Below are 20,988 nucleotides of genomic sequence, written 5' to 3'. Positions count from 1 at the left end.
CAAGTGCGAAGTTGCTCAAGGCGCTGCTCGACGTCCACGTGCCCTGGCCTGAAACTTTACCGCCACCAGAGGCCAGCGGCCCGCTCATGGGGCTGTACCGCATTGGCCAAACCTGGCACGCCAGCGTCGGCGGGCTGTTGTTTCAGGTCAGCGTGGTGCCAGGGTTTGGTGAGGTTTACCTGGTGGACCCACAACGCCCACTGCACCCTGGTTTCAAGCTGGTCAGCGACAATCAGGGGCATTGGCGCCTTGAGCGCAAGGCGCGTCTTGAAGGCGGCATGCCCAAGAAAAAGCTGGATGCACAGTTGCGCAAACAACGCGATCGAATCGCTGCGCTCAAGCGCGACCTGAGTGCACTCGAGGAGCGATTCGTGCCGGTGGCGATGAAATCGATAGAGCTTAAAGTCGCGCTGGACGACGCCCGCGACCGGCTGGCGAAAGAGCTGATCGACCTGCGCGCAGATTGGTCAAGGCTTACCACCTCGGCCGCGATTCCAGAACTGCACGCACGAGTCACTCAACGCCATGAGCAAAGGCGCCTTGCCACGGCACGGGCCAAGGTCGAGTGGGAGATCGCCCTTGAGAAGTATCTGAAACAAGGTCATGAGTCAGTTTCCAAGCTGGAGGACATGCAAACCCTCGCCGGTGAACTGGTGGCAGCCGACAGGACCGACCCGGAATATGTAAAACGTCGCAACAGGAACACCAGGGCCCTGTTTAATTACTGGGGCGCGGTCTATGAGGTCATGTCGCAAAAACTCGTGGACACGCTTCAAACCGAGCGCGGCGAATCGGAAGATGAAGTGCATGACCGCGTCAATACGCAGTTACCCAATGGCATCACCAGCGCCTACGAGGAATTCAGGAATATCAGGAAGCAGCAATTTGAGGTGCTCAAACAGAAGATCGAGCCTGCCCAACACGTCGAGAATATCCTCCAGCAAGCGGACCCCGCCTTGCGCCAATTGCTATTGGAGGACAGCCCCACCGATCAAAACATCTCCTCAAGCACGCTCAACCAGCATGCTCTGATCTTCCTGACTGAACTGGTGCTTGATCGCACTCACCCCTCCCGGGAACTCGCCGAGTTTCCATACCTCATGGTGCTCACCGACGCCAAAACCGTCACCAGTGTGTTGGCGCATACGGAAATGCGCACCACCCGTGGCTACTCGACGCTTGAACAAATTGAGGTACTCAAGGACGTCCTTGAGCGCTATGAACGGCTGGAGAACGCCGTCAGGTCGCTGGCTGAAATGGGCTCCGGCTTTGTGCGCGAGGAATATCGGGCAACCTTCCTCGATGAGATTGGCAGCGCCCGTACCGACCTTGAAGCCCAACTGGCGGACCTGATTCTTTCGGAGGAAGGGTTCTCTCACCGACCCAGACTACCTGCCCCCACGCGCGAGAAACCCGCCACCCGCCGAGTCATCAGGACGCGCAACCAACGCACGCTGGTGGGTGACCTGCGCCCGCCTCAGCCAGACATGCCGGGCAACTTTGTCGATATCACCGACCCACACACAAAGAAGATCGTCGCCAGCTACCACGAACACGCCGCTGAAGGCGTATGGACTGAGGTTGTCCAAGCGGCGCCGGTCGTACCACCAAGCACGCCGGTAAAGCGCTCGTTGAACACGATTAAACGCAGTGCAGAATCCGTATTTACCGAAAGAGCAAAAATTGAGCGCACGATACGCGACCAACAGCGCAAACTCCTCGATCCCAGCCGACGTGAAACCCTGCGCCCGGTGGAATGGGAAGACATGTTGACCCAGCATGCGAGCAAAATCGAAGCCTTGGCCAATGAGATCAAAGAAGACCATGCCACCCACGCCGAGGCTGACGACTTGGTCAAGGCCTACGGTGACAGGGCGCGGGCCGCTCGCAACCTGGCTCACGAGGTGCGCGCGCAGGGTTACATGCAACAGCTCCCCAAAGCTGAAAACATCGACTACCTGCACAAAAAAGGCTTCATCGATATCAACCTGGTCAAAAGCCGAAAACCACTGGCAGCCGGTGATTTTCTGACCGAATACTCAGTGAAGGACAAACAAACGCTCAAGGTGTTGTGGTATGCGCACTTCCATTACCCCACGGCGCTGACGCCGGCAGCGCAACACAGCTTCGCCCACTTGAAACTCCCGGAGCAGCAATCATTGACGCGCCGGCAACCGGGCATTTCCGCCACCAGCGGCAGCGCGTACAGATAGCGGTCATCAATCGGCTGGGTGCCGCGCAATTGCTCGATCACCTGGCCGGTGTCGGCGTCGGCCTTGAACAGGCGCATCGCATCCGTCAGCTCGGGCGGCGGCGGCGCGAGGTCCATGTGCATTTTGCGCAGGGCGTTGTCGCTGACACCGCTGACATCCGCCACCTTGATCAGCTCGGTATCGGAAAACGCCTCGGTGGTATGGCCCATGCGCCGCAGCAGGGTCAGGCGGTCCCATTCCAGTGGCCGCTCCAGGGTATGGCGCCAGGCGCCACGGCCGTTGCTGTGCAGAATCGGCTGGTAGGCAGCGGGGTCGCTCGGGTGCTTGATGCGCCACTGCTGCTTCGGCTCCTCGAAAAACTGTTCGTAAACCTTATTGCTCTGGCGGATATAGGTCTTGCCCTGCAGCTGATACTGCCCCAGCGCATTCGGCCCTGAGCCGGCATCCAGCGCGACCGGGCTTTCATAGCCACTCAAATCAGGCTTCCACAGGCGGGTCTCGCCGGTGGGCAACGTCACGGGGCTAAGGTGTTCAATCACCGGTTCCGGCTTGACTGCCCTGAATTTACTCACCGCTGCGCCCACGCCAGCCATGACAGCCAGCTGCGCGAGGTTCTCGGCCACGTCGACCAGGTGCGCCTTGGCCGCGCGCTTGTCGCCCTCGGCCCACTCGATCGAGCCCTCCAGGGTTTCGTACAGCAACTGCCCGGCCATCACCGTCAACATGATTTCGCCCAGGACCGGGACGAACATGGAGACCATGTTCAGCCCCAGCAAGCCGATTTCCAGCAGATGGGCGAGTTTTGCTTCGCGCGCCTTGATATCGACTTCGGCAGTGGGCACCGCATGGCTGCGGGCATCGGCATACACCTTGTCGCGGTTTTGCTCAAACAGGTAGTCCCACAGGTCCACATTGTCCGCCCACGGCCCGCGCCCCTTGCGGGTGACATATGAGGGCGCGATATACGGATCGGGTGCCGGTTCCATTTTTGCCGGACGCGCCGGTGGCAGCTCCTTGATATGGGTGGCGGGCGACAGCTCACTGACCGTCTCAATGATCGTGCGCCACGGCGACGTCAAGGGGCCGCCGGGGGAATCGGCAGCCGCCTGGGTGAATTGGCTGAAGTAATACCCGCGCTGCGCATACGGCACGAACTGGCTGAAAAACCGCTGGTAGGCCGTGGGGCTGGCATCGTTGGCCTGCATGCCGTCTCTGGCGGTGAACAGGCGCTTGAATTCTTCGCGCATCTGCGCGGCGGTATAGCGCTTGAGCGGATGCTCCGGGTCCTGAGGAATGTAGAGAATCACTTCGTCGTTGTAGCGGTACTTCTTGCCGATCACGAAGGCCACGCAGCCGGTCATGCGTTTTTTCATCAGGCCCATGTCGTTGAACCAGACTTGCTTGTCACCCATCCACGGGTGCACTTCGCCGTTGATCACCGAGAGGATCATCTTGTGGTCCGCAGGCTCGATGTCCCGGGTCAGCAATGCCTGGTCGGCGGCAGCGCGCATCGCGGTTTTCTGGCTGGCGATAAACCCTTGGCGCAGGGTCGCCTGGGCCGTGGCATCGGCAGGCTCGAAGAACGTCTTCAGGTAGGCCTGGTAGTTGGCGCCCACATCCAGGTCACGGCACAGCGTCAGGAACTGGCTGACCGTCAGGTTCAGCGTGGTGGCTTCGAAAGTGTCAGGGCTGGCCGCCTGCACCACAAAGCCGGAGCTTTCATGGTAGGCAGCGCTTTTGCACTCCCAGGCTTCGAAGTTATGCAGTGCAGCTTGCAGCATCGACAACTTGAGGAATTCAAACGACGACACTTCCAGCTCCAGCACCGTCACCGCCAGCGGGCGGCGCAGGCACAGCAGGGTCTTGTCGACGTCAACGTCCACCTGGAACTGGTCTTTCAGGGCTTTGAGCAGTAAGGGCCGGGCGAAGCTGTCGACGTCCTGGAACGTGGCCATGCTTTTGTCGAGTTGGGTCTGGGCCAGGGTGCTGGCCTTGATGCTGGCGGTGACGGTCTTGCGCTGTTCGGGCGAGGCGTTTTTGTACCAATCCGGCAACACCGCCGTACTGTGTTTAAGCGCCAGGCGCCGGGCCGGTGTCGCGTCGATCAGCCATTGCGGCACAGCCTTTTCGAGGAAGTCACCGTGAATACTTAAGGTTGCCGCCGGCGGTTTTGCGGTGGCGGCACCAGGGGATAAATCGGACATGCTGTCACTCCTGTGAAATGAAGTGACAGCACATCACCGTTCAGCCCAAGGCCGGTGGTGTATAGATACGGGGCGACTATGCTGTGTTGGAGAGTCTTCGTGACGAGGGTTTTATGGACGATCCACTCGACAACAAACCGCCGACCTTCTGGCAAATGCTGCACAGCGTGATGGCGGCCGCCTTTGGCGTGCAGAGCGGAAAAAATCGTGCGCGCGACTTTACCCATGGCAAGCCCAGCCATTTTGTCGTGCTGGGCATCCTGTTCACGGCCGTGTTTGCGCTGACGCTGTTCGGCATCGTCCAGCTGGTGCTGCACCTGGCCGGGGTTTAACGCAGCAGCAGTTGCAGGCTGAACGGGTAACGGTAGGACGCCGGCTTGCCGACCGCCGAGAGCGCACGAAAATCTACCGGCGGCATCGGCCCCAGCAAGCGCTTGGCCTGGTCGCTATCGATCAACTGGAACAGCGCTTGCTGGCGGTCGCGACCGCCGTAGGCGCTGATGTCGACGCCCTTGGCATCATCGTTGACCAGCACCATCGCCCACCCGCCCAGGGTGAAATGCCCGGCAACCAAGGTGGTCAGCCGCCCGTCCAGGCGTGCCTGCAATATGTCCGGCGAACTGTTGACCGCACTGAACAACACGTCCTTGCCGGGCAATCGCCCGCTGTCTTGCAAGGCCTGCATCGCGCCCAGTGCCATCTCATCATTGGCCGACCACACCAGCGCTGTTTGCGGGTGGCGCCTGAACAACTGCGTGGCTTGCTCGAAGGCGCGCTGGCGGCTCCATTCCCCGTAGACCAACTGGCGCAGGCGCACCTCGGGATGTTCGGCCAGCGCGCGGCGCAGGCCTTGCTCGCGTCGCTGTGCAACGGGCGTGTTCTTGGCGCCGGAAAACGCCAGCACGTCGAGGGTTGCACCCGGCGCGACGGGGCCATACTGGCGCAACAGGTCGGTGAGCATCAGGTAACCGGCCTGCTCGTCGTCGGCCACCAGGCTGCCGATCCACTGCGCGTCTGTACGCGCATCAAGCAATTGCACCTGATCGGCGGTCAGTGCGTTATGGACGATCAGCAACTTCACCCCACTGCCTTGGGCCATGCGCAGAATTTGCGGGGCGACGTACTGCTCGTTCACCAGCACCAGGTAATCGGGCCGTTCGGCACCCTGCAACGCTTCGCGGGCCTGGGCCAGGGTGTTATCGGCATTGCGCTCGGAATAACGCACGCGCAAATCCAGGCCGAGGTCCTTGGCGGCGGCCTGCATGAATTGCGCGTAGCTGACCCAGAAGGTTTCGGTGGACGTGCCGGGGTTAAGAAATACCACTGACGCCGCATGGGCTGTCGCCCCGTACGCCGCCCCCAGTAACCACACACACGCAATCAGAACCTTCAACATGGTTGTTTGTGCCTCGAATGTTGATCGCCATCATAGTGGCAATGCGACAGTCAATCGAGGCGCAAGCACCCTTCTTTTACTGGTGGCTAACCCAGAATACGGCGGTCCCGACCACCAGGATGATCAGGAACAGAATGGCCCAGGCATCCACGGTACTGTCGGGTTTACGGGCTTTGGTTGAATTGCTCATCGCATCGCCTCTTATCGGTTTTATAGGTGATTGCACTCAAACACGCTCACAGTAAAGTCGACGATTGCCCGCATGACAAATGTGGGTATCGCGATAACGGTTCTCATTAGTCAATTTGGTTATTTACATATACTCAAACATCACTTTTGCGCATAAACGCAAACTGGTATCGTGCGCCGGCTCCGTTGGGAGTGCGCGGCCGTGCGCGCAGATTTGCCGAGAACAGGACCTATATGTACGTATACGACGAATACGATCAGCGCATCATCGAGGACCGCGTCAAGCAGTTCCGTGATCAGACCCGACGCTACCTAGCAGGTGAACTGAGCGAAGAAGAGTTCCGCCCTCTGCGCCTGCAAAATGGCCTTTATGTTCAGCGCTTTGCGCCGATGCTGCGGGTGGCTGTGCCTTATGGCCAACTGACCTCACGCCAGACGCGCATGATGGCCAAGATCGCCCGCGACTTCGACAAGGGCTACGCCCACATCAGTACCCGCCAGAACGTACAGTTCAACTGGCCGGCGCTGGAAGACGTGCCGGACATCCTGGCTGAGCTGGCCACCGTGCAGATGCACGCCATTCAGACCAGCGGTAACTGCCTGCGCAATGTGACCACCGACCAATTCGCCGGCGTTGCCGCTGACGAGCTGATCGACCCACGGCCGTGGTGTGAAATTGTCCGTCAGTGGACCACCTTCCACCCTGAGTTCGCTTATCTGCCACGTAAGTTCAAGATCGCCATCAATGGCTCGACCTCGGACCGTGCAGCCATCGAAGTGCACGACATCGGCCTCGAACCGGTGCACAACGCAGCCGGCGAGCTGGGTTTCCGTGTACTGGTCGGTGGCGGCCTCGGCCGTACGCCGGTGGTGGGCGCGTTCATCAACGAGTTCCTGCCGTGGCAGGACCTGTTGAGCTACCTCGACGCGATCCTGCGGGTCTACAACCGCTACGGCCGTCGTGACAACAAGTACAAGGCCCGGATCAAGATCCTGGTCAAAGCGCTGACCCCTGAGGTATTCGCCCAGAAAGTCGACGCTGAAATGGAACACCTGCGCGGCGGCCAGACCACTCTGACCGAAGCCGAAGTACAGCGTGTGGCCAAGCACTTCGTCGACCCTGAGTACAAAGCCCTGAGCAATCAGGACGCCGAGCTCGCAGCCCTCGACCAGCAACACCCAGGTTTCGCCCGCTGGCGCACCCGCAACACCCTGGCGCACAAAAAGCCGGGCTATGTCGCCGTGACCCTGTCGCTCAAACCTACCGGCGTGGCGCCGGGCGATATCACTGACAAGCAGCTGGACGCCGTTGCCGACCTGGCCGAGCGCTACAGCTTCGGCCAACTGCGCACCTCCCACGAGCAAAACATCATTCTTGCCGACGTTGAGCAGAGCCAACTGTTCACCCTGTGGGGCGAGCTGCGCGAAGGCGGTTTCGCCACTCCGAACATCGGCTTGCTGACCGACATCATCTGCTGCCCAGGTGGCGACTTCTGCTCCCTGGCCAACGCCAAATCGATCCCGATTGCCGAATCGATCCAGCGCCGTTTCGACGACCTGGACTACCTGTTCGACATCGGCGAGCTGGACCTGAACATCTCCGGTTGCATGAACGCCTGTGGTCACCACCACGTCGGCCACATCGGCATCCTGGGTGTGGACAAGAAAGGCGAAGAATTCTACCAAGTGTCCCTGGGTGGCAGCGCCAGCCGCGATGCGAGCCTGGGCAAGATCCTCGGCCCGTCCTTCGCCCAGGAAGCCATGCCCGAGGTGATCGGCAAGCTGATCGATGTGTACATTGAGCAGCGCACCGAAGATGAGCGTTTCATCGACACCTACCAGCGCATCGGCATCGACCTGTTCAAGGAGCGCGTCTATGCAGCGAATCATTAAGAACAACGAAGTCCTCGACGAAACCTGGCACCTGCTGCCCAAGGACGCGAGCTTCGACGGTATTTCCAACTGCGACGACCTGATCGTGCCGCTGGCCCTGTGGCGCGAACACGGCCACGCCCTCAAGGCCCGCGACGGCGGCCTGGGTGTGTGGCTGGACGCCGATGAAGAAGCCGAAGAAATCGGCGATGACGTGCAGCACTTCCAGGTCATCGCCCTGAACTTCCCGGCCTTTACCGACGGTCGCAACTACTCCAACGCGCGCCTGCTGCGTGACCGTTACGGTTACAAGGGCGAGCTGCGGGCGATTGGTGACGTGCTGCGTGACCAGCTGTTCTACCTGCGCCGCTGCGGGTTCGATGCCTTCGCCTTGCGCGCCGACAAAGACCCGTACGAAGCCCTGGAAAGCCTCAAGGACTTCTCGGTGACGTACCAGGCCGCCACGGATGAGCCGTTGCCCTTGTTCCGTCGTCGCTAAACGTTAGCGCAGTGATCGCTCCCACGCTCTGCGTGGGAGTGCCTCCCGTGACGCTCCGCGTCACTCTTGAGCGGGACGCAGAGCGTCCAAAGCGGCATTCCCACGCAGAGCGTGGGAACGATCAACGACGATCATGCGTGATCGACGCCAGCACCTGCTTTTGCCCCATGGAACACGGCACATCTGCCGGGTGCGCCCGCACCGCCTCGATCACGCCCAATAACTGAGCTTTGCTATGGGCCAGCTGCGCCTGCATCGTTTCGATTTGCGCCACCTTGCGCTCCAGTGCCTCAATCAATTCGTCGCGCTTGCTCTCGCCCGGCGCCGGCATCAGCGCTTTAAGCTCCTGCAAGGTGAACCCGGCCTGCTGCGCACTTTGAATCAGCTGCAAGGTTTGCAGCGCTTCGGCTGAATAACGCCGATAGCCATTGGCCTGGCGCCCCACCTGGCTGATCAGCCCTTCGGCCTCATAAAAGCGAATGCGCGACGCCGCCAACCCGCTCCTCTTTGCCAGCTCACCAATATTCATCGCCACACCCTGCTTGACATTAAAGTTAACTTTAAGCTTAGCCTGAGGCCTCCCCCGCTCAGGAGTCAACGCATGTCACCTTTCGAAGCCTTGCAACTGCCCAACGGCCAAGTCCTCGCCAACCGCATCGCCAAAGCGGCGATGGAAGAGAACATGGCCGACGCCAAACAGGCCCCGTCGCGCGAACTAAAACAGCTCTACACGGCGTGGGCGGACGGCGCGCCCGGCTTGCTGTTGACCGGCAACGTGATGATCGACCGCCGCGCCATGACCGGCCCGGGCGGTGTCGCGCTGGAAGATGAACAGCACCTGGACAGCTTCCGTGAATGGGCCGAGGTGGCTCGCGCCAAGGGCGTGCACTTCTGGGTGCAGCTCAGCCATCCGGGGCGCCAGACCATGGCCAACCTGGGCCAGCAAGCCATGGCGCCGTCTGCCGTAGCGCTCGACCTCGGCGGTTTTTCGAAGATGTTCGCCAAGCCCAAGGCGATGACCGAAGCCGACATTCAAGACGTAATCAAACGCTTCGCCACCAGCGCGCGCCTGGCCGAGAAAGCCGGGTTCACCGGGGTGCAGATCCACGGCGCGCATGGCTACTTGATCAGCCAGTTTCTCTCGCCGCTCAGCAACCAGCGCACCGATCGCTGGGGCGGCTCGCTGGAGAACCGCGCGCGCTTGCTGCTGGAGGTGATCAACGCGGTTCGCGCCACGGTCAGCCCGACCTTTTGCGTGGCGGTAAAACTCAATTCCGCCGACTTCCAACGCGGCGGTTTTGCCGAGGCGGATGTACGCGCAGTGGTCGAGATGCTCAACCCGCTGCCCATCGACCTGCTGGAATTGTCCGGCGGCAGCTACGAAGCGCCGGCCATGCAGGGCGACGCACGGGACGGGCGCACCTTGGCCCGTGAAGCGTACTTCCTGGAATTTGCCAAGGACGTAGCGACCATCGCCACCATGCCGCTGATGGTCACCGGTGGCATTCGCCGCTTGCCCATCGTGCAGCAAGTGCTGGACAGCGGCATCGCCATGGCCGGCATCGCCACGGCGCTGACGCTGGAGCCGCAATTGATCCAACACTGGCGCGAAGGCCGCGACCCCAACCCGCAACTCAAGCCCATTGACTGGAAGCGCAAACCCCTGGCCTCCCTCGCCACGCTTGCCGTGGTGCGGTATCAGATGCGCCGGCTCAGCCGCGGCCATCTGCCCAAGGCCAGCGTAGCGCCGTGCATCGCGTTGGTGCGCGATCAGTGGTTTATCGCTCGGCGCACCCGCCAATACCGCGCGGCCATGACGCAATCTTCACACTAAAGGGTGAACATCCGCCGTGATCGAACTGTCCCCTATTGATCAGCAGTTTTTAACCTCACTGACGATTGGAGTTTTTCATGGCGAAAATCAACCTGGCCCAGCAATTGGCGACCACCCTTGAACAGGCGGGCATCAAGCGCATCTGGGGCCTGACCGGCGATAGCCTCAACGGCCTGACCGACGCCCTGCGCACCATGGACAGCATCGAGTGGATGCACGTGCGCCACGAAGAGGTGGCCGCGTTCGCCGCCGGTGCCGAAGCGGCTGCCACCGGCGAGCTGACGGTGTGCGCCGGCAGCTGCGGGCCCGGCAACCTGCACTTGATCAATGGCCTGTTCGACTGCCATCGCAACCACGTACCGGTACTGGCCATCGCGGCGCAAATCCCCTCCTCCGAGATCGGCCTGAACTACTTTCAGGAAACCCACCCTCAGGAACTGTTCAAGGAGTGCAGCCACTTTATCGAGCTGGTGACCAACCCCGAGCAAATGCCCCAGGTGCTGCACCGCGCCATGCGCTCGGCGATTCTCAATCGTGGCGTGGCAGTGGTGGTGATTCCAGGCGATGTGTCGCTGCTGGAAGTCGAAGACAAGCTCAAGCCGTGGCCGGCCCTGCACGCACCGCGCACCTTGCCGGCGGAACAGGACCTGCAACGCTTGACCGACATTCTGCAGAGCAGCGAAAAAGTCACCCTGCTGTGCGGCAGCGGCTGTGCCGGTGCCCACGATCAAGTGGTCGCCCTGGCCGATGCCTTGGGCGCGCCGGTGGTGCACGCCTTGCGCGGTAAAGAACATGTGGAATGGGACAACCCGTTCGACGTAGGCATGACGGGCCTGATCGGCTTCAGTTCGGGTTACCACGCCATGCTCAACTGCGACACGCTGATCATGCTCGGCACTGATTTCCCCTACCGCCAGTTTTACCCCACCGACGCAAAAATCATCCAGGTCGACCGCAACCCGCAAGCGTTAGGACGCCGGGCCACATTGGACCTGGGCATCGCGGCGGATGTCAGCGAAACCATCGACGCGCTGCTGCCACGCCTGACCCGCAAGACTGATCGCCGCTTTCTCGAGACCTCGTTGAAGCACTACGAGAAAGCTCGCCAAGGCCTGGATGACCTGGCGGAACCTTCCAAGGCCGACCGGCCGATCCACCCGCAGTACGTTGCGCGCTTGCTCAGCGAGCTGGCCGATGACGACGCCATCTTCACCGCCGACGTCGGCTCACCGACCGTGTGGGCGGCGCGCTACTTGAAGATGAACGGCAAGCGCCGCCTGATCGGCTCGTTCAACCATGGCTCGATGGCCAATGCCATGCCGCAGGCCATCGGCGCCCAGGCGGCGTTTCCTGGGCGACAGGTGATTTCGATGTCCGGCGATGGTGGTTTCGCGATGTTGATGGGCGATTTCATCTCGTTGGCGCAGCTGAAACTGCCGGTAAAAGTCATCGTGTTCGATAACTCATCACTGGGTTTCGTCGCCATGGAAATGAAAGCCGCCGGCTACCTGGACACCGGCACCGAGCTGAAAAACCCGGACTTCGCGGCCATGTCCAACGCCATGGGCATCCTCGGCATTCGCGTGGAGCAATCCGAAGACCTGGAACCGGCATTGCGCCGCGCCCTGGCCCACGACGGCCCGGTGCTGGTGGATGTGGTTACGGCGACACAGGAACTGGTCATGCCGCCAAGCATCAAGCTGGAACAGGCCAAGGGCTTCAGCCTGTACATGCTCAAGGCGGTAATGAGCGGGCGTGGTGACGAAGTGATCGAGCTGGCGCGTACCAACTGGTTGCGCTGAGTTTCAGTGGCGTCGGGCAGCGCGGGTAAACCCTGTTCGACGCCGAGTATCGTCAAGCCCGGTCCGACTTGACAAGGGCGCGCGGTCCATCTGCCTAAACCCAGATGGGCTTTAGATAACATCTACACATATAAAATAACGACGCAGCCCCATCATTCAACACAGAAATATGTACCCACAATTACAAATTATTAATTACTCCCCCAACAGCCTAATACCTCGCAGAATCACTGAACCCACTAAGACTCGGGTAAGTGAATAACCAAGAGGAAAACCTAATGATAAACCCGACATTCAACATGGTTTCACAAATGGCCACGGCCTTTCAAAGCCTTGCGTCCGCCACCCATAACACGTCGCACACCCAACCCCCTACTGGCAATATCGGAAGAGCAGTCGGCGATACACGCTCCGTCGAGCAGATCACCAACGGCCCTCTTTTCGATATATTTAAACAGCGGGACTTTCACCATCTTGCCAATGACTTTTACAAGCAGGTTGGCGGCAATTGGAATGACGCCAAACTTGGCACCGCCGAGCAGGCAGACGTGGCAGCCAACGCCGAACGTGTTCTGACGCATATCGACCAAATGGGCGGCAACGGTTCGCTTTCAGGCAATATGCACATCGAGGGATACCGCTCCCCAAGCCCGTTCGCAGTCATTCCCACGAAAGATGGAAATACCACTGAAGGCTCGGAAGCACGAAACCTCTTGAACTTCGCTAGCCAGGGTTATGCCTCGCTTCAACAGAATTGACACTCACCCTACAACAGTGGTCGACAGCTGCATTAATTAGGCAGGCAAATAACGACGACAACACAAAGAACACAAGATTGCCGAGGGCATTAAAGTTAGTTTCCCGCGACCTGCATTCTTTTTATCACTTTTACTCAAAAAAAAAAGCGCCCGAAACTTCGGGCGCCTTTCATAAATACGGCAGGTGGAAAGTTGTTAGGCGCGGCCTCTCAGCCCGACTGCTTCTCCACCCACTTGCCATAGGCATCAATAAACGCCTGCAAGAACGGCCGGGTCTTCTCCGACACCTTGCCTGCATCATCAAACACAGTGCCCGCACCACCCAGGTACGCTTCTGGCTGCTGCATGCACGGCACATCGAGAAACACCAACGACTGACGCAGATGATGGTTGGCGCCAAACCCACCAATCGCGCCCGGCGACACACTGATGATCGCCCCCGGCTTGCCGCTGTAGACGCTTTGCCCGTAAGGGCGCGAGCCCACATCGATGGCATTCTTCAACGGCGCAGGCACGGAACGGTTGTATTCGGGGGTTACGAACAACACCGCGTCGGATGAACTCACCTGTTTACGGAAAGTACTGTAGGCTGCGGGCGGTGATGCCCCGTCGATGTCCTCGTTGTAGAGCGGCAAATCGCCAATTTCAACAATGTTCAACTGGAGATTGGCAGGGGCAAGTTCGGCCAAGGCCAGGGCGACCTTGCGGTTGATCGACTCTTTTCTAAGGCTGCCAACCAGGACGGCAATCGTGTAGACCTTGCTCATTGAGGTTTTCCCGACGTCTGACTAAAGGAGCTAATAGTTATAGAGTCTTCGCGGCAGGTTCACCAGAACGTTTTGCGCCGCCCAACACCGTTTGCTACGCCCCACCCGCGTAGGAAGCGTCTGAAAACATCAAAGAATAGTATTTTTTTCCCATAGGTAAACTACCCCGCTCCATGACGGTCTACAGAACCGCAAATCGAGTGTTTATCTCCAGAGGTTCTAAACAGATGGCTGCAGTACTTGTCGGACAGTTCCATGCCAGAGACGCGGAAGGACGCGTGTATTCGGTGCATGAATTCCAGGAATCCAACCCGGCGCAAGGCGACCTGGCTGGCTCGGCGCCCTCCACTACCTACAAGCTGGCCATTGGCGATCGTGTAGAAAAACTGGAAGGCGATGAATTCAAATTGATCCAGTCGGGGACCATTATCACCCGCGAATCGCAGACGGTCCTCGCGTCGTAATAACTCGCCTTATCTACCTGCTCAGTCCTGGCCATTGACGGCATTGACTGGGCCGGGCGATCACGGCCGCTGCATCTGCGTCACCTCGACGCCCTGCTCGCCGTCCACTTGCTTGAGCGTCACCAGCAACCGCCCCCGCTCCCCTTCCACGGCATACAGCGAACGCTTGTAGCCCGGCGTGCCGTACGCGGGATACGCCACCACCTGCCTGACCAGCGCAACCTCCAGCACCGCGCCTACTTGCTCGCCCACCTGTTCCTGAGAACGAATAAACGCCTCGAGCGCGAAGTTTTCCGGTGTGTGTTCATCATGATTATTGAAGAGATAAGCAGCCACGCAGCCGGCGGTCGCCAAGACCAGCAGTTGTTTGGCCGTTACCCCGAGGAATGTCGAGGGTAGAGGCATATGAGACCAGACCTGTTTTTGTTTTATGTACCGGCTAGCCGGCATTGGTCGTTGATGATCAGAGCAGCCATTCTAATCAGGTGGTCGGGTTTTGCCAGATGAATCAGTTGTCGCCGTAGGTAATATCCTTGTTATCCCCTACACCACCCAGTGTGCGGTCCTTGCCGAATGAGAACAGGTCAAAAGGTGTTTGGGTTTGAGTGGGCGGATAGTGATACTGATAGGCAACCCCCCAAGGGTCCGTCAACAAGTCTTCATTGACGTAAGGCCCTTTCCATTTCGCCTCACCGGCAGGTTGCGTGATCAATACCTCCAGGCCTTCTTCATCGAGAGGGTAGCGACCGGTGTCCTGATGAAACCGCTCGAGCGCCTTGCCCAATTCGCTCACCTGGGCCTTTGCCTGGGCAATTTCCGCCTGCGTCACATTGCCGAACAGCCGTGGCCCTACCGCCAGGGCCAGCAGCCCGATAATGACAAACACCACCAGCACCGCCCAACGCGTAAAGCCGCGCTGGGTGTGCACGCTACCAATGACTGCGGTTTTTCCGGACATCGCGAGGCTCCCTGATGGTTTGTCGGTTATTACACGCTTTGTATGACCTGCAGGTTGCAGTCGCGAGCACGCTTAACGGTAGCCGACCCGCGCTGTTTTTTCCCCAGCCATTGAAACCCCACCGCACTGAACATAGACTCCGGCGATGCGTTTACGTCATATCGAAGTGATTCAGGCCATCTTGCAGACCGGACACCTCGGCACGGCCGCCGAATGGTTGCAACTCCCCGTGGGCGATGTAGACGCCACGCTCAAGGATGCCGAGCAGCAATTGGGCTTCATGCTGTTTGCCAGTGTGCGCGGGCGTTTGCAAGCGACACGTGAGACGCTTGAGCTGCAGGCCGCAATCGGCCACCTCCATGAGGCGCTGGAGCCGGTGCAACGCCTGGCCAGCCGCCTCAAGCACCATCACGCGCCAACCCTGCGCGCCCTGTGCACGCCACCGCTGGCCAATCAATTGCTGCCGCAAAGCATCGCCGCGCTGCGCCGGCGCTTCCAGGACACGCCGTGCAACCTGTCGAGCCAGCCGACCAAGGAGATCGTCAGGAGCCTGCTGCTGCACGAGGCCGATGTGGGCCTGAGCCTGCATGACCCGGCACATCCGCAAATCCAAAGCAGCGTATTGGCTCAGGGCAAGCTGCAATTGCTCGCGCCCCATGGCTGGCTCAAGCCCAAGCAGAAATACATTGCACTGCAAGACCTCGCCGGGCAGTCGATGATCGGGCTCGAAGGGCATGACCCCTTGAGCCGCCTGCTGGACGCCAAGCTGCAAGCGCTGCGCCCGCTGCCGGTGGTGCAGACACGGGTGCAGACCTACCAGATGATGCGCAGCATGGTCGAAGCTGGCGAAGGCTTGGCGATTGTCGACCCGCTCACCGCTTCCGGCGCGCGGGAAGCCGGGCTGGATACCTGCCCGTTATCGCCGCCCATCCCGGTCATCCTTTACGCATTGATTTTGAAGGACGCTGAACCCACGCCGGCACTGAATGCGCTGCTGGAGATAATCACACTCAAAGCCGAGGCCCTGCTGGGCGGCGCCTCGAACACCCCACCAGGGCCTTAGCCGCGCCCCCGGCGCCCGTTAGCGCAACATGCCCTGACAATCACCTTGGAACCCCCTCCGAAGTTTTTCACACCCATTCGCTGGAAAGTGCCAACGGCACTTTCTATCGGACGAATCTGAAACTAAGGAGCGGTTCCCTATGAATGCCATCCACCCTGCGGCTGCAAAGCTGTCTCCCACCGGTGTGGCCACACAAAACCCAACACCCACCACCCATGGGACGAACGCCCTCCACGCCTCGTCGCCGAGGGTCGCGGCCAACGACACAAGCCCTGACGCACTCGACAACCCGGCAGCCCTGAAAAAAGCCTACGCGCAACACTGCAACTGGACGGAACTGGCAGCAAAACTGCGACCGATGCTCGAAGAACTGACCAAGGCCTTTCCCGGTGAGTTGTCCAGCGAACAGCAAAGCCGGCTTGAGACACAACTGGCAGCCCAACTGAACAGCCTTTCATTGCCGGTCTGTGAACTCTCCACCTACTACCAGAAACACAACCTGACGCCCACGACCGTCGTCACGCTACACACCTATCTCAGCGGCAGTGGCTTGAGCGTACCCAAGACTCTGGACGCGTTGCTCGCGCTGTACCAGCGTGCTATCCAGCAGGTGCACACCCATCCCCTGGGCAACTTCAGCGGGGCACTGTCCTGGCCAACGCCGCTGGCAACGCAGCACCAACAACGCCTCATCGACCTGCTCAGCGCCCCCGATTCGAGCGTGCCCGGGCTGCCATTGGCCGACAAACAAAAAGGCGTGCTGGGCTATCTGTTGTCAGCCGCCAACCTGTCGAGCGATGACTTCAAATACCCCGGCTCGGCGATGGAAACGCTGCTGGGTTCGGCCAAGGCCCAGGCATTGGGGCAAGCTATCCAGACCGAGTTGGGCGGCATCGCCACGGATGCCAGCAGCAATGACTACTTGTTGGCGGCCATCCACCTGGGCCTGGACCCGGAAGCCCTGAACAGCCCGGCGCGTAACAGCGTCGCCGGCTTTGACCTCGGGCAGCGCCAGTATTGGAACAAGCCTGCCACAGCGGTGATCGACGGCCTGAGCCGCCATCTGGTGGCGCAAGGGCGAGCCAGCGCCCAATCGGCCGACTTCGCCGCTCGCCTGTTGCTGGCACGCGTCGCGCCTGAATACCGGGTCAAGGACATCCCGCCCAATGTGACCTACGGCAGTATCCCCTGGACCCAGTTGGCAATCGCGGTGGCCAAGCTGGAGGCCCAGTCGCCAGGGCGCGCACTCACCATGAGCTACAGCGAGGTGCTCGCCGCCGCCGAGGGCCTCGACGTCGACGCAGTGCTCTCCCAGCGTATCCAGCACGAAGCCTTGCGTAATTGGGGAGTCGTGCATGGCCTGCTGAGTGCCGGCGACACCGCGCCCACACAGACTGAAATGCAGGCCGTACAAACCGCGTTCAATGCCCAGCAAAGTGCCTTGCAAGCCACCTCCACAGCGCTGGCAACGGCTATTCCCAGCCGGGAAGCGATGGGCCTGGCGCTGCTCAGAAAAGAGTTCCCGGGGGTTGCGGACAGTGTCTTCAAGGCCCGCAACATCCTGAAAGCCCATTTGAATCCGGGGCGGCCCGGCCGCTTGTCCGGGGCGCTGTCAATGCTGGATATCGTCACGCAGGGCGACAAGGTCAAACATGAGGACAAGGAACATTGGGTCACCGATGACAAGCGGATCCCCATCACGGCGTTTTGCGAAAAATCCGCAAGCGGCGCACTCACCGTCGCCGACGAATTTGCCACACGCTACGCCTCGGCTATCGAGGCACAGAAAAAGGGTCACACAGGCCTGACCAAGTACCTGACGTCGAACTTGCCGCCCGAGGACAAGCTGAACTTCGCGTATGGCCAGCTCGATTTTTTCCACACCAATGAATACAAAATAGCCACCGACTTCTGGACAAAGACGCTGACCAAACGAGGCCATACGCTGGATGTAAAAACCACGCGAGACGGGCAAGTCAACGTGTATTGCATTAATACCAGCGACGGCACGATTACCAAAAAAAACTTCCTGGCAGACACGTACTCTGCGCCCTACGACAAACTCGAAAGAAGAGATGGCAGCAAGCTGTATCGAACGGTCCGGTTCAACCCATTCGAGAACGAGCACGCCAAACTGGGCACGGAAAAACCGACAACTTCGCAAAATCCTCAAGTGTTTGACTCTGCCCGCACAGACTACATCGCCAGGGTATTCACGCATTCCCTCGACTTGAACAATGACGACCTGCTCGACTATGCCAAAGGCATGAACGCCTACGACAAAAGCGCGGCGGCCGACGATGCTATCGGCAATTTTTTCCTCAACCTGATTCCCTTCAGGTCAGCGATTGTCAATTTCAGCCAAGGCAAAATCGCCGATGGCTTGTTTGACCTTGGTCTTGACGTGGTCGGCCTGGTGACATTGGGCGTGGGCAAGGCTGCCCAGGCAGGCAAGGTATTTGCCAAGGGCGTGACCAGTCTCAACGCCGCCTCGAAAGCCGCAAGGTTCCTCGGCGGTGCCGTGATCGAAGCACTCAACCCGCTGGGTGGCGCCGGCGACCTGCTCGGAGGCGCCAGCCGCTTCATCTGGTCCAGGGGGCGCTCAGCGGTCAATACTCTAAAGGGCGCCAGCGGCAGCTACGACGTGCTCAAAGAGGCGGGCAAACAGCACGGCCTGGTTGCCGTCGGCACCTACAAAGCACTGGATCGCGTCGAGGAAACCGGCGCCGCATTTCGCAACGGCAACTGGTACGACTATGACGTGGCCAAGGGGTCGTCCTATGGGCCGCTACTAAAAGAATTCAAGCCCCGCATAGTGGCGACCGCCGATGGACTCAAAGTGCTCAACCCGCCCGCGCTGCGGGACTATGCGGTCGATCTCTCGCCTGACCTGCTACAGGTGAAAGGCTTGGAGGCCAATGTTTACGTGGGCCCGGGCAACAAAAACTATATAAAAATCGACGGCAGGCTCTATCAGTCCACACTCAAGGACGGCCAGCGTGTCATCCAACACCCTAATGCAAAACAACCCGACCTTGTCGTCAGAGACCTGGGCAGCCATGGTTGGGAGCTTTCAGCCACTGCCCACCGCTTAATCGGGGGCGGCGCTCCGCCTGCCTGGAAACTCGACGACAGTACCTACGTGGTGCCGGTAGATGACGTACAACTCAGGCCGGGATCTTCTTACCCCTACTGCATCAACTACAGAGGCGAAAACCATATCGCCAAATTCGATACGCAAGTGGGTGAGTGGAGCTACGAAGCCCGCAACAAATTGTATTTCTGGAGAAGTGCGAAGAACACATGGCAGATGGGGACACTGGATGAGTTGAGAAAAGCAAAAAAAATTGATGCGCACGAATTCCGCTTCGTTGAAGTCACCGCCCCGGCCATATTGACCAAACCCAAAAATGTCCGGCCACTGCCAAAAGACATTCACTATTTCTGGGCAGGCGGCGAGATACCGGACAAGCTGGTGAGCAATATCAGCAAAAACGCCGAGAAAATGCCGGGGTTCAGATCCATTGTGCACGTCGACGCAGACACGCCGGAGCTGTTCCGAACCATTAAGCTCAAGCTGGAAAAAGACGCCCCCGGCGTGACGGTCAGGAACCTGCACGAAGACAGCTTTTTCCAGTCTTTGAACACCACCGAGATGTATTCATATTTCCGCAGGGGTCAGGGCCAGAACCTCGCCGCCGCCTCTGACGTGGCGCGCTACCCATTGATGAATAAATACGGCGGCATCTACCTCGACACCGATGACGTGATCACGGGATCTGTCGGCGCGGCAGGCCTGAACGCCGGCGACTCGGACATCCTGATCGGCCATCCGGTCCGCCATAAAGTCACCGGCAACAAACCTTTTTTCAATACAAGCAACTTCGCAACCCAGGCGGACAACCCGGTCGTCACTCAAATGATCGCCGAACAAAATCGCCGTTTCGCCGAAAAAAGACCCTACTTTGAGGCTAATCGACCAACCATCGCTCGAGACGAAAACGGCGCGCTCAAATACGACGATGACTTTTTGACCTATGAAGGCGAGATTTTTGAAGCGGTAGGCCCGACCATGTTTAACGACGTATTAAAAGCCAGGCGACCTGAGATTTACGAGGCAGGCTTCGAAGGTCTCAGCATAGAAGGCAGTTTTGGCGGTGAGCGCTACAACGTGGAAAAAAACGCTCGCAAGTATTATTCGGACAAGGGCGTAACGGAGCCCGCCGGGCTCCCAGAGACGGTGCGGGAGAACAAAACGCACTACCGCCAGTTCAATGAACAGCTAAAAGTTCACGTCGGCGCGGAACACTCCTGGGCCGTTACATAAACTCACTGGCAGCCTCCCGGCGCGGCTTGAAACGTTACCCATGCGCCGCGTTCAGGCCGCACTCAGCTCGGTTTTGAACAACCGATACCAGAAGATCGCCACTTCGCGGGTTTGCGGGTCAATACCGCGATACCGCAAGTGGTCGATCCCGCCCATCACATAACCGCAGCGCTCATATAGCCGGCAGGCACCGAGGTTGTTGTTCTGGGTTTCGAGCATCATGCCCGGCAAATTTTTCTTGCGGCTCCAGAACTGCGCCACATCCAGCAATGCCTTGGCCACACCATGGCGCCGCGCAGGCAAGGCCACCGCCAGTTCATCAACGTGGGCAAAACCGTTCCAATTGGTGCTGACCACAATATGCCCCACCGCACGGTCATCCAGGTATGCCATGAAGATTGCGCTGTCGGCTGCATCGCGAAAACTCGCGAACTCTTCCGGGTCGATTCCATAACACTTGCGGTACGGCACGATGCGCTCGACCACCCACTGGTCGACGCGCTTGCCCATCTCCGGCACGCCGTAGGCACTGACCTCAAAGCTGAAATCATTGCCCCACACGTAGGCATCAAAACCTTCGTCGGCGACCCGCACACTGAGCCCCGGGTACTTCGGGTTCATTACAGCTTGCATAAACATCCT

16 protein-coding genes are annotated in these 20,988 nt (G+C 59.6%); 9 read left to right on the top strand and 7 right to left on the bottom strand.

The window, feature by feature from the left end; genetic code table 11:
- Positions 1-2,089: 2,089 nt before the first annotated feature.
- The gene (locus PspR76_RS31250) at positions 2,090-4,417 is read right to left on the bottom strand and encodes a dermonecrotic toxin domain-containing protein (protein ID WP_335928440.1); all 2,328 of its coding nucleotides are present in this window, start codon (positions 4,415-4,417) and stop codon (positions 2,090-2,092) included.
- Positions 4,418-4,530: 113 nt separating this feature from the next.
- Between PspR76_RS31250 and PspR76_RS13125 the strand changes: the two genes are divergently transcribed.
- Positions 4,531-4,749: a DUF2970 domain-containing protein gene (locus PspR76_RS13125; protein ID WP_159955826.1), complete on the top strand. Its 219-nt coding sequence runs from the start codon at positions 4,531-4,533 to the stop codon at positions 4,747-4,749.
- On the opposite strand, the gene PspR76_RS13120 is transcribed toward PspR76_RS13125, so the two are convergent.
- On the bottom strand, positions 4,746-5,813 hold the full coding sequence (locus PspR76_RS13120) for an ABC transporter substrate-binding protein (protein ID WP_159955824.1): 1,068 nt from the start codon (positions 5,811-5,813) through the stop codon (positions 4,746-4,748). The two genes, PspR76_RS13125 and PspR76_RS13120, sit on opposite strands and share 4 nt — an antisense overlap.
- A 423-nt stretch (positions 5,814-6,236) precedes the next feature.
- Here PspR76_RS13120 and PspR76_RS13115 point away from each other — a divergent pair, with 423 nt between their 5' ends.
- Together PspR76_RS13115 and PspR76_RS13110 are read left to right on the top strand one after the other, a co-directional pair.
- Complete coding sequence (locus tag PspR76_RS13115) at positions 6,237-7,895, top strand: nitrite/sulfite reductase (protein WP_159955822.1); 1,659 nt, start codon at positions 6,237-6,239, stop codon at positions 7,893-7,895.
- The gene (locus PspR76_RS13110) at positions 7,879-8,373 is read left to right on the top strand and encodes a DUF934 domain-containing protein (RefSeq protein ID WP_017136920.1); all 495 of its coding nucleotides are present in this window, start codon (positions 7,879-7,881) and stop codon (positions 8,371-8,373) included. Before PspR76_RS13115 ends, PspR76_RS13110 begins: the two co-directional genes overlap by 17 nt.
- 121 nt (positions 8,374-8,494) lie before the next feature.
- On the opposite strand, the gene PspR76_RS13105 is transcribed toward PspR76_RS13110, so the two are convergent.
- Complete coding sequence (locus PspR76_RS13105) at positions 8,495-8,902, bottom strand: MerR family transcriptional regulator (protein ID WP_159955820.1); 408 nt, start codon at positions 8,900-8,902, stop codon at positions 8,495-8,497.
- 72 nt (positions 8,903-8,974) lie between these two features.
- Between PspR76_RS13105 and PspR76_RS13100 the strand changes: the two genes are divergently transcribed.
- From PspR76_RS13100 to PspR76_RS13090, 3 genes are all read left to right on the top strand, one after another.
- Positions 8,975-10,207: an NADH:flavin oxidoreductase/NADH oxidase family protein gene (locus PspR76_RS13100; protein WP_159955818.1), complete on the top strand. Its 1,233-nt coding sequence runs from the start codon at positions 8,975-8,977 to the stop codon at positions 10,205-10,207.
- 77 nt (positions 10,208-10,284) lie between these two features.
- Positions 10,285-12,009 (top strand): ubiquinone-dependent pyruvate dehydrogenase, encoded by a 1,725-nt coding sequence (poxB, locus tag PspR76_RS13095; RefSeq protein ID WP_159955816.1) that lies wholly within the window; start codon positions 10,285-10,287, stop codon positions 12,007-12,009.
- A gap of 254 nt (positions 12,010-12,263) precedes the next feature.
- The gene (locus tag PspR76_RS13090) at positions 12,264-12,767 is read left to right on the top strand and encodes a hypothetical protein (protein WP_159955814.1); all 504 of its coding nucleotides are present in this window, start codon (positions 12,264-12,266) and stop codon (positions 12,765-12,767) included.
- A 209-nt stretch (positions 12,768-12,976) separates the two neighbouring features.
- Here the strand turns inward: PspR76_RS13090 and PspR76_RS13085 are convergent, their stop codons facing one another.
- Positions 12,977-13,534 carry an NADPH-dependent FMN reductase gene (locus PspR76_RS13085; RefSeq protein ID WP_159955812.1) on the bottom strand — a complete coding sequence of 186 codons (558 nt, stop codon included), beginning with the start codon at positions 13,532-13,534 and terminating at the stop codon, positions 12,977-12,979.
- A 227-nt stretch (positions 13,535-13,761) separates the two neighbouring features.
- Here PspR76_RS13085 and PspR76_RS13080 point away from each other — a divergent pair, with 227 nt between their 5' ends.
- A complete protein-coding gene (locus PspR76_RS13080; RefSeq protein WP_159955810.1) occupies positions 13,762-13,998 on the top strand; it encodes a hypothetical protein in 237 nt (78 codons plus the stop codon).
- A gap of 60 nt (positions 13,999-14,058) precedes the next feature.
- On the opposite strand, the gene PspR76_RS13075 is transcribed toward PspR76_RS13080, so the two are convergent.
- Both PspR76_RS13075 and gspG read right to left on the bottom strand, forming a co-directional pair.
- Positions 14,059-14,403: a hypothetical protein gene (locus PspR76_RS13075; protein WP_159955808.1), complete on the bottom strand. Its 345-nt coding sequence runs from the start codon at positions 14,401-14,403 to the stop codon at positions 14,059-14,061.
- A gap of 103 nt (positions 14,404-14,506) precedes the next feature.
- Positions 14,507-14,956: a type II secretion system major pseudopilin GspG gene (gspG, locus tag PspR76_RS13070; protein WP_159955806.1), complete on the bottom strand. Its 450-nt coding sequence runs from the start codon at positions 14,954-14,956 to the stop codon at positions 14,507-14,509.
- A 145-nt stretch (positions 14,957-15,101) separates the two neighbouring features.
- Here gspG and PspR76_RS13065 point away from each other — a divergent pair, with 145 nt between their 5' ends.
- Together PspR76_RS13065 and PspR76_RS13060 are read left to right on the top strand one after the other, a co-directional pair.
- Positions 15,102-16,019 carry a LysR substrate-binding domain-containing protein gene (locus tag PspR76_RS13065; protein WP_159955805.1) on the top strand — a complete coding sequence of 306 codons (918 nt, stop codon included), beginning with the start codon at positions 15,102-15,104 and terminating at the stop codon, positions 16,017-16,019.
- Positions 16,020-16,158: 139 nt separating this feature from the next.
- Entirely contained in the window at positions 16,159-20,346 is a 4,188-nt protein-coding gene (locus tag PspR76_RS13060) for a glycosyltransferase (RefSeq protein ID WP_159955803.1), read from the top strand.
- Between the two features lie 51 nt (positions 20,347-20,397).
- Here PspR76_RS13060 and PspR76_RS13055 read toward each other — a convergent pair whose 3' ends face one another.
- Complete coding sequence (locus PspR76_RS13055; RefSeq protein ID WP_159955801.1) at positions 20,398-20,979, bottom strand: GNAT family N-acetyltransferase; 582 nt, start codon at positions 20,977-20,979, stop codon at positions 20,398-20,400.
- Between the last annotated feature and the right edge of the window lie 9 nt (positions 20,980-20,988).

Source organism: Pseudomonas sp. R76 (assembly GCF_009834565.1).
GTDB lineage: Bacteria > Pseudomonadota > Gammaproteobacteria > Pseudomonadales > Pseudomonadaceae > Aquipseudomonas.
The sequence above is the reverse complement of the archived record's forward strand: the minus strand, read 5'-3'. Positions and strand labels throughout refer to the sequence as shown.

Coding starts and splice junctions, on each gene's coding strand:
- PspR76_RS31250 (WP_335928440.1), bottom strand. CDS start 4,417: ATGTCCGATTTATCCCCTGGTGCCGCCACCGCAAAACCGCCGGCGGCA.
- PspR76_RS13125 (WP_159955826.1), top strand. CDS start 4,531: ATGGACGATCCACTCGACAACAAACCGCCGACCTTCTGGCAAATGCTG.
- PspR76_RS13120 (WP_159955824.1), bottom strand. CDS start 5,813: ATGTTGAAGGTTCTGATTGCGTGTGTGTGGTTACTGGGGGCGGCGTAC.
- PspR76_RS13115 (WP_159955822.1), top strand. CDS start 6,237: ATGTACGTATACGACGAATACGATCAGCGCATCATCGAGGACCGCGTC.
- PspR76_RS13110 (WP_017136920.1), top strand. CDS start 7,879: ATGCAGCGAATCATTAAGAACAACGAAGTCCTCGACGAAACCTGGCAC.
- PspR76_RS13105 (WP_159955820.1), bottom strand. CDS start 8,902: ATGAATATTGGTGAGCTGGCAAAGAGGAGCGGGTTGGCGGCGTCGCGC.
- PspR76_RS13100 (WP_159955818.1), top strand. CDS start 8,975: ATGTCACCTTTCGAAGCCTTGCAACTGCCCAACGGCCAAGTCCTCGCC.
- poxB (WP_159955816.1), top strand. CDS start 10,285: ATGGCGAAAATCAACCTGGCCCAGCAATTGGCGACCACCCTTGAACAG.
- PspR76_RS13085 (WP_159955812.1), bottom strand. CDS start 13,534: ATGAGCAAGGTCTACACGATTGCCGTCCTGGTTGGCAGCCTTAGAAAA.
- PspR76_RS13080 (WP_159955810.1), top strand. CDS start 13,762: ATGGCTGCAGTACTTGTCGGACAGTTCCATGCCAGAGACGCGGAAGGA.
- PspR76_RS13075 (WP_159955808.1), bottom strand. CDS start 14,403: ATGCCTCTACCCTCGACATTCCTCGGGGTAACGGCCAAACAACTGCTG.
- gspG (WP_159955806.1), bottom strand. CDS start 14,956: ATGTCCGGAAAAACCGCAGTCATTGGTAGCGTGCACACCCAGCGCGGC.
- PspR76_RS13065 (WP_159955805.1), top strand. CDS start 15,102: ATGCGTTTACGTCATATCGAAGTGATTCAGGCCATCTTGCAGACCGGA.
- PspR76_RS13060 (WP_159955803.1), top strand. CDS start 16,159: ATGAATGCCATCCACCCTGCGGCTGCAAAGCTGTCTCCCACCGGTGTG.
- PspR76_RS13055 (WP_159955801.1), bottom strand. CDS start 20,979: ATGCAAGCTGTAATGAACCCGAAGTACCCGGGGCTCAGTGTGCGGGTC.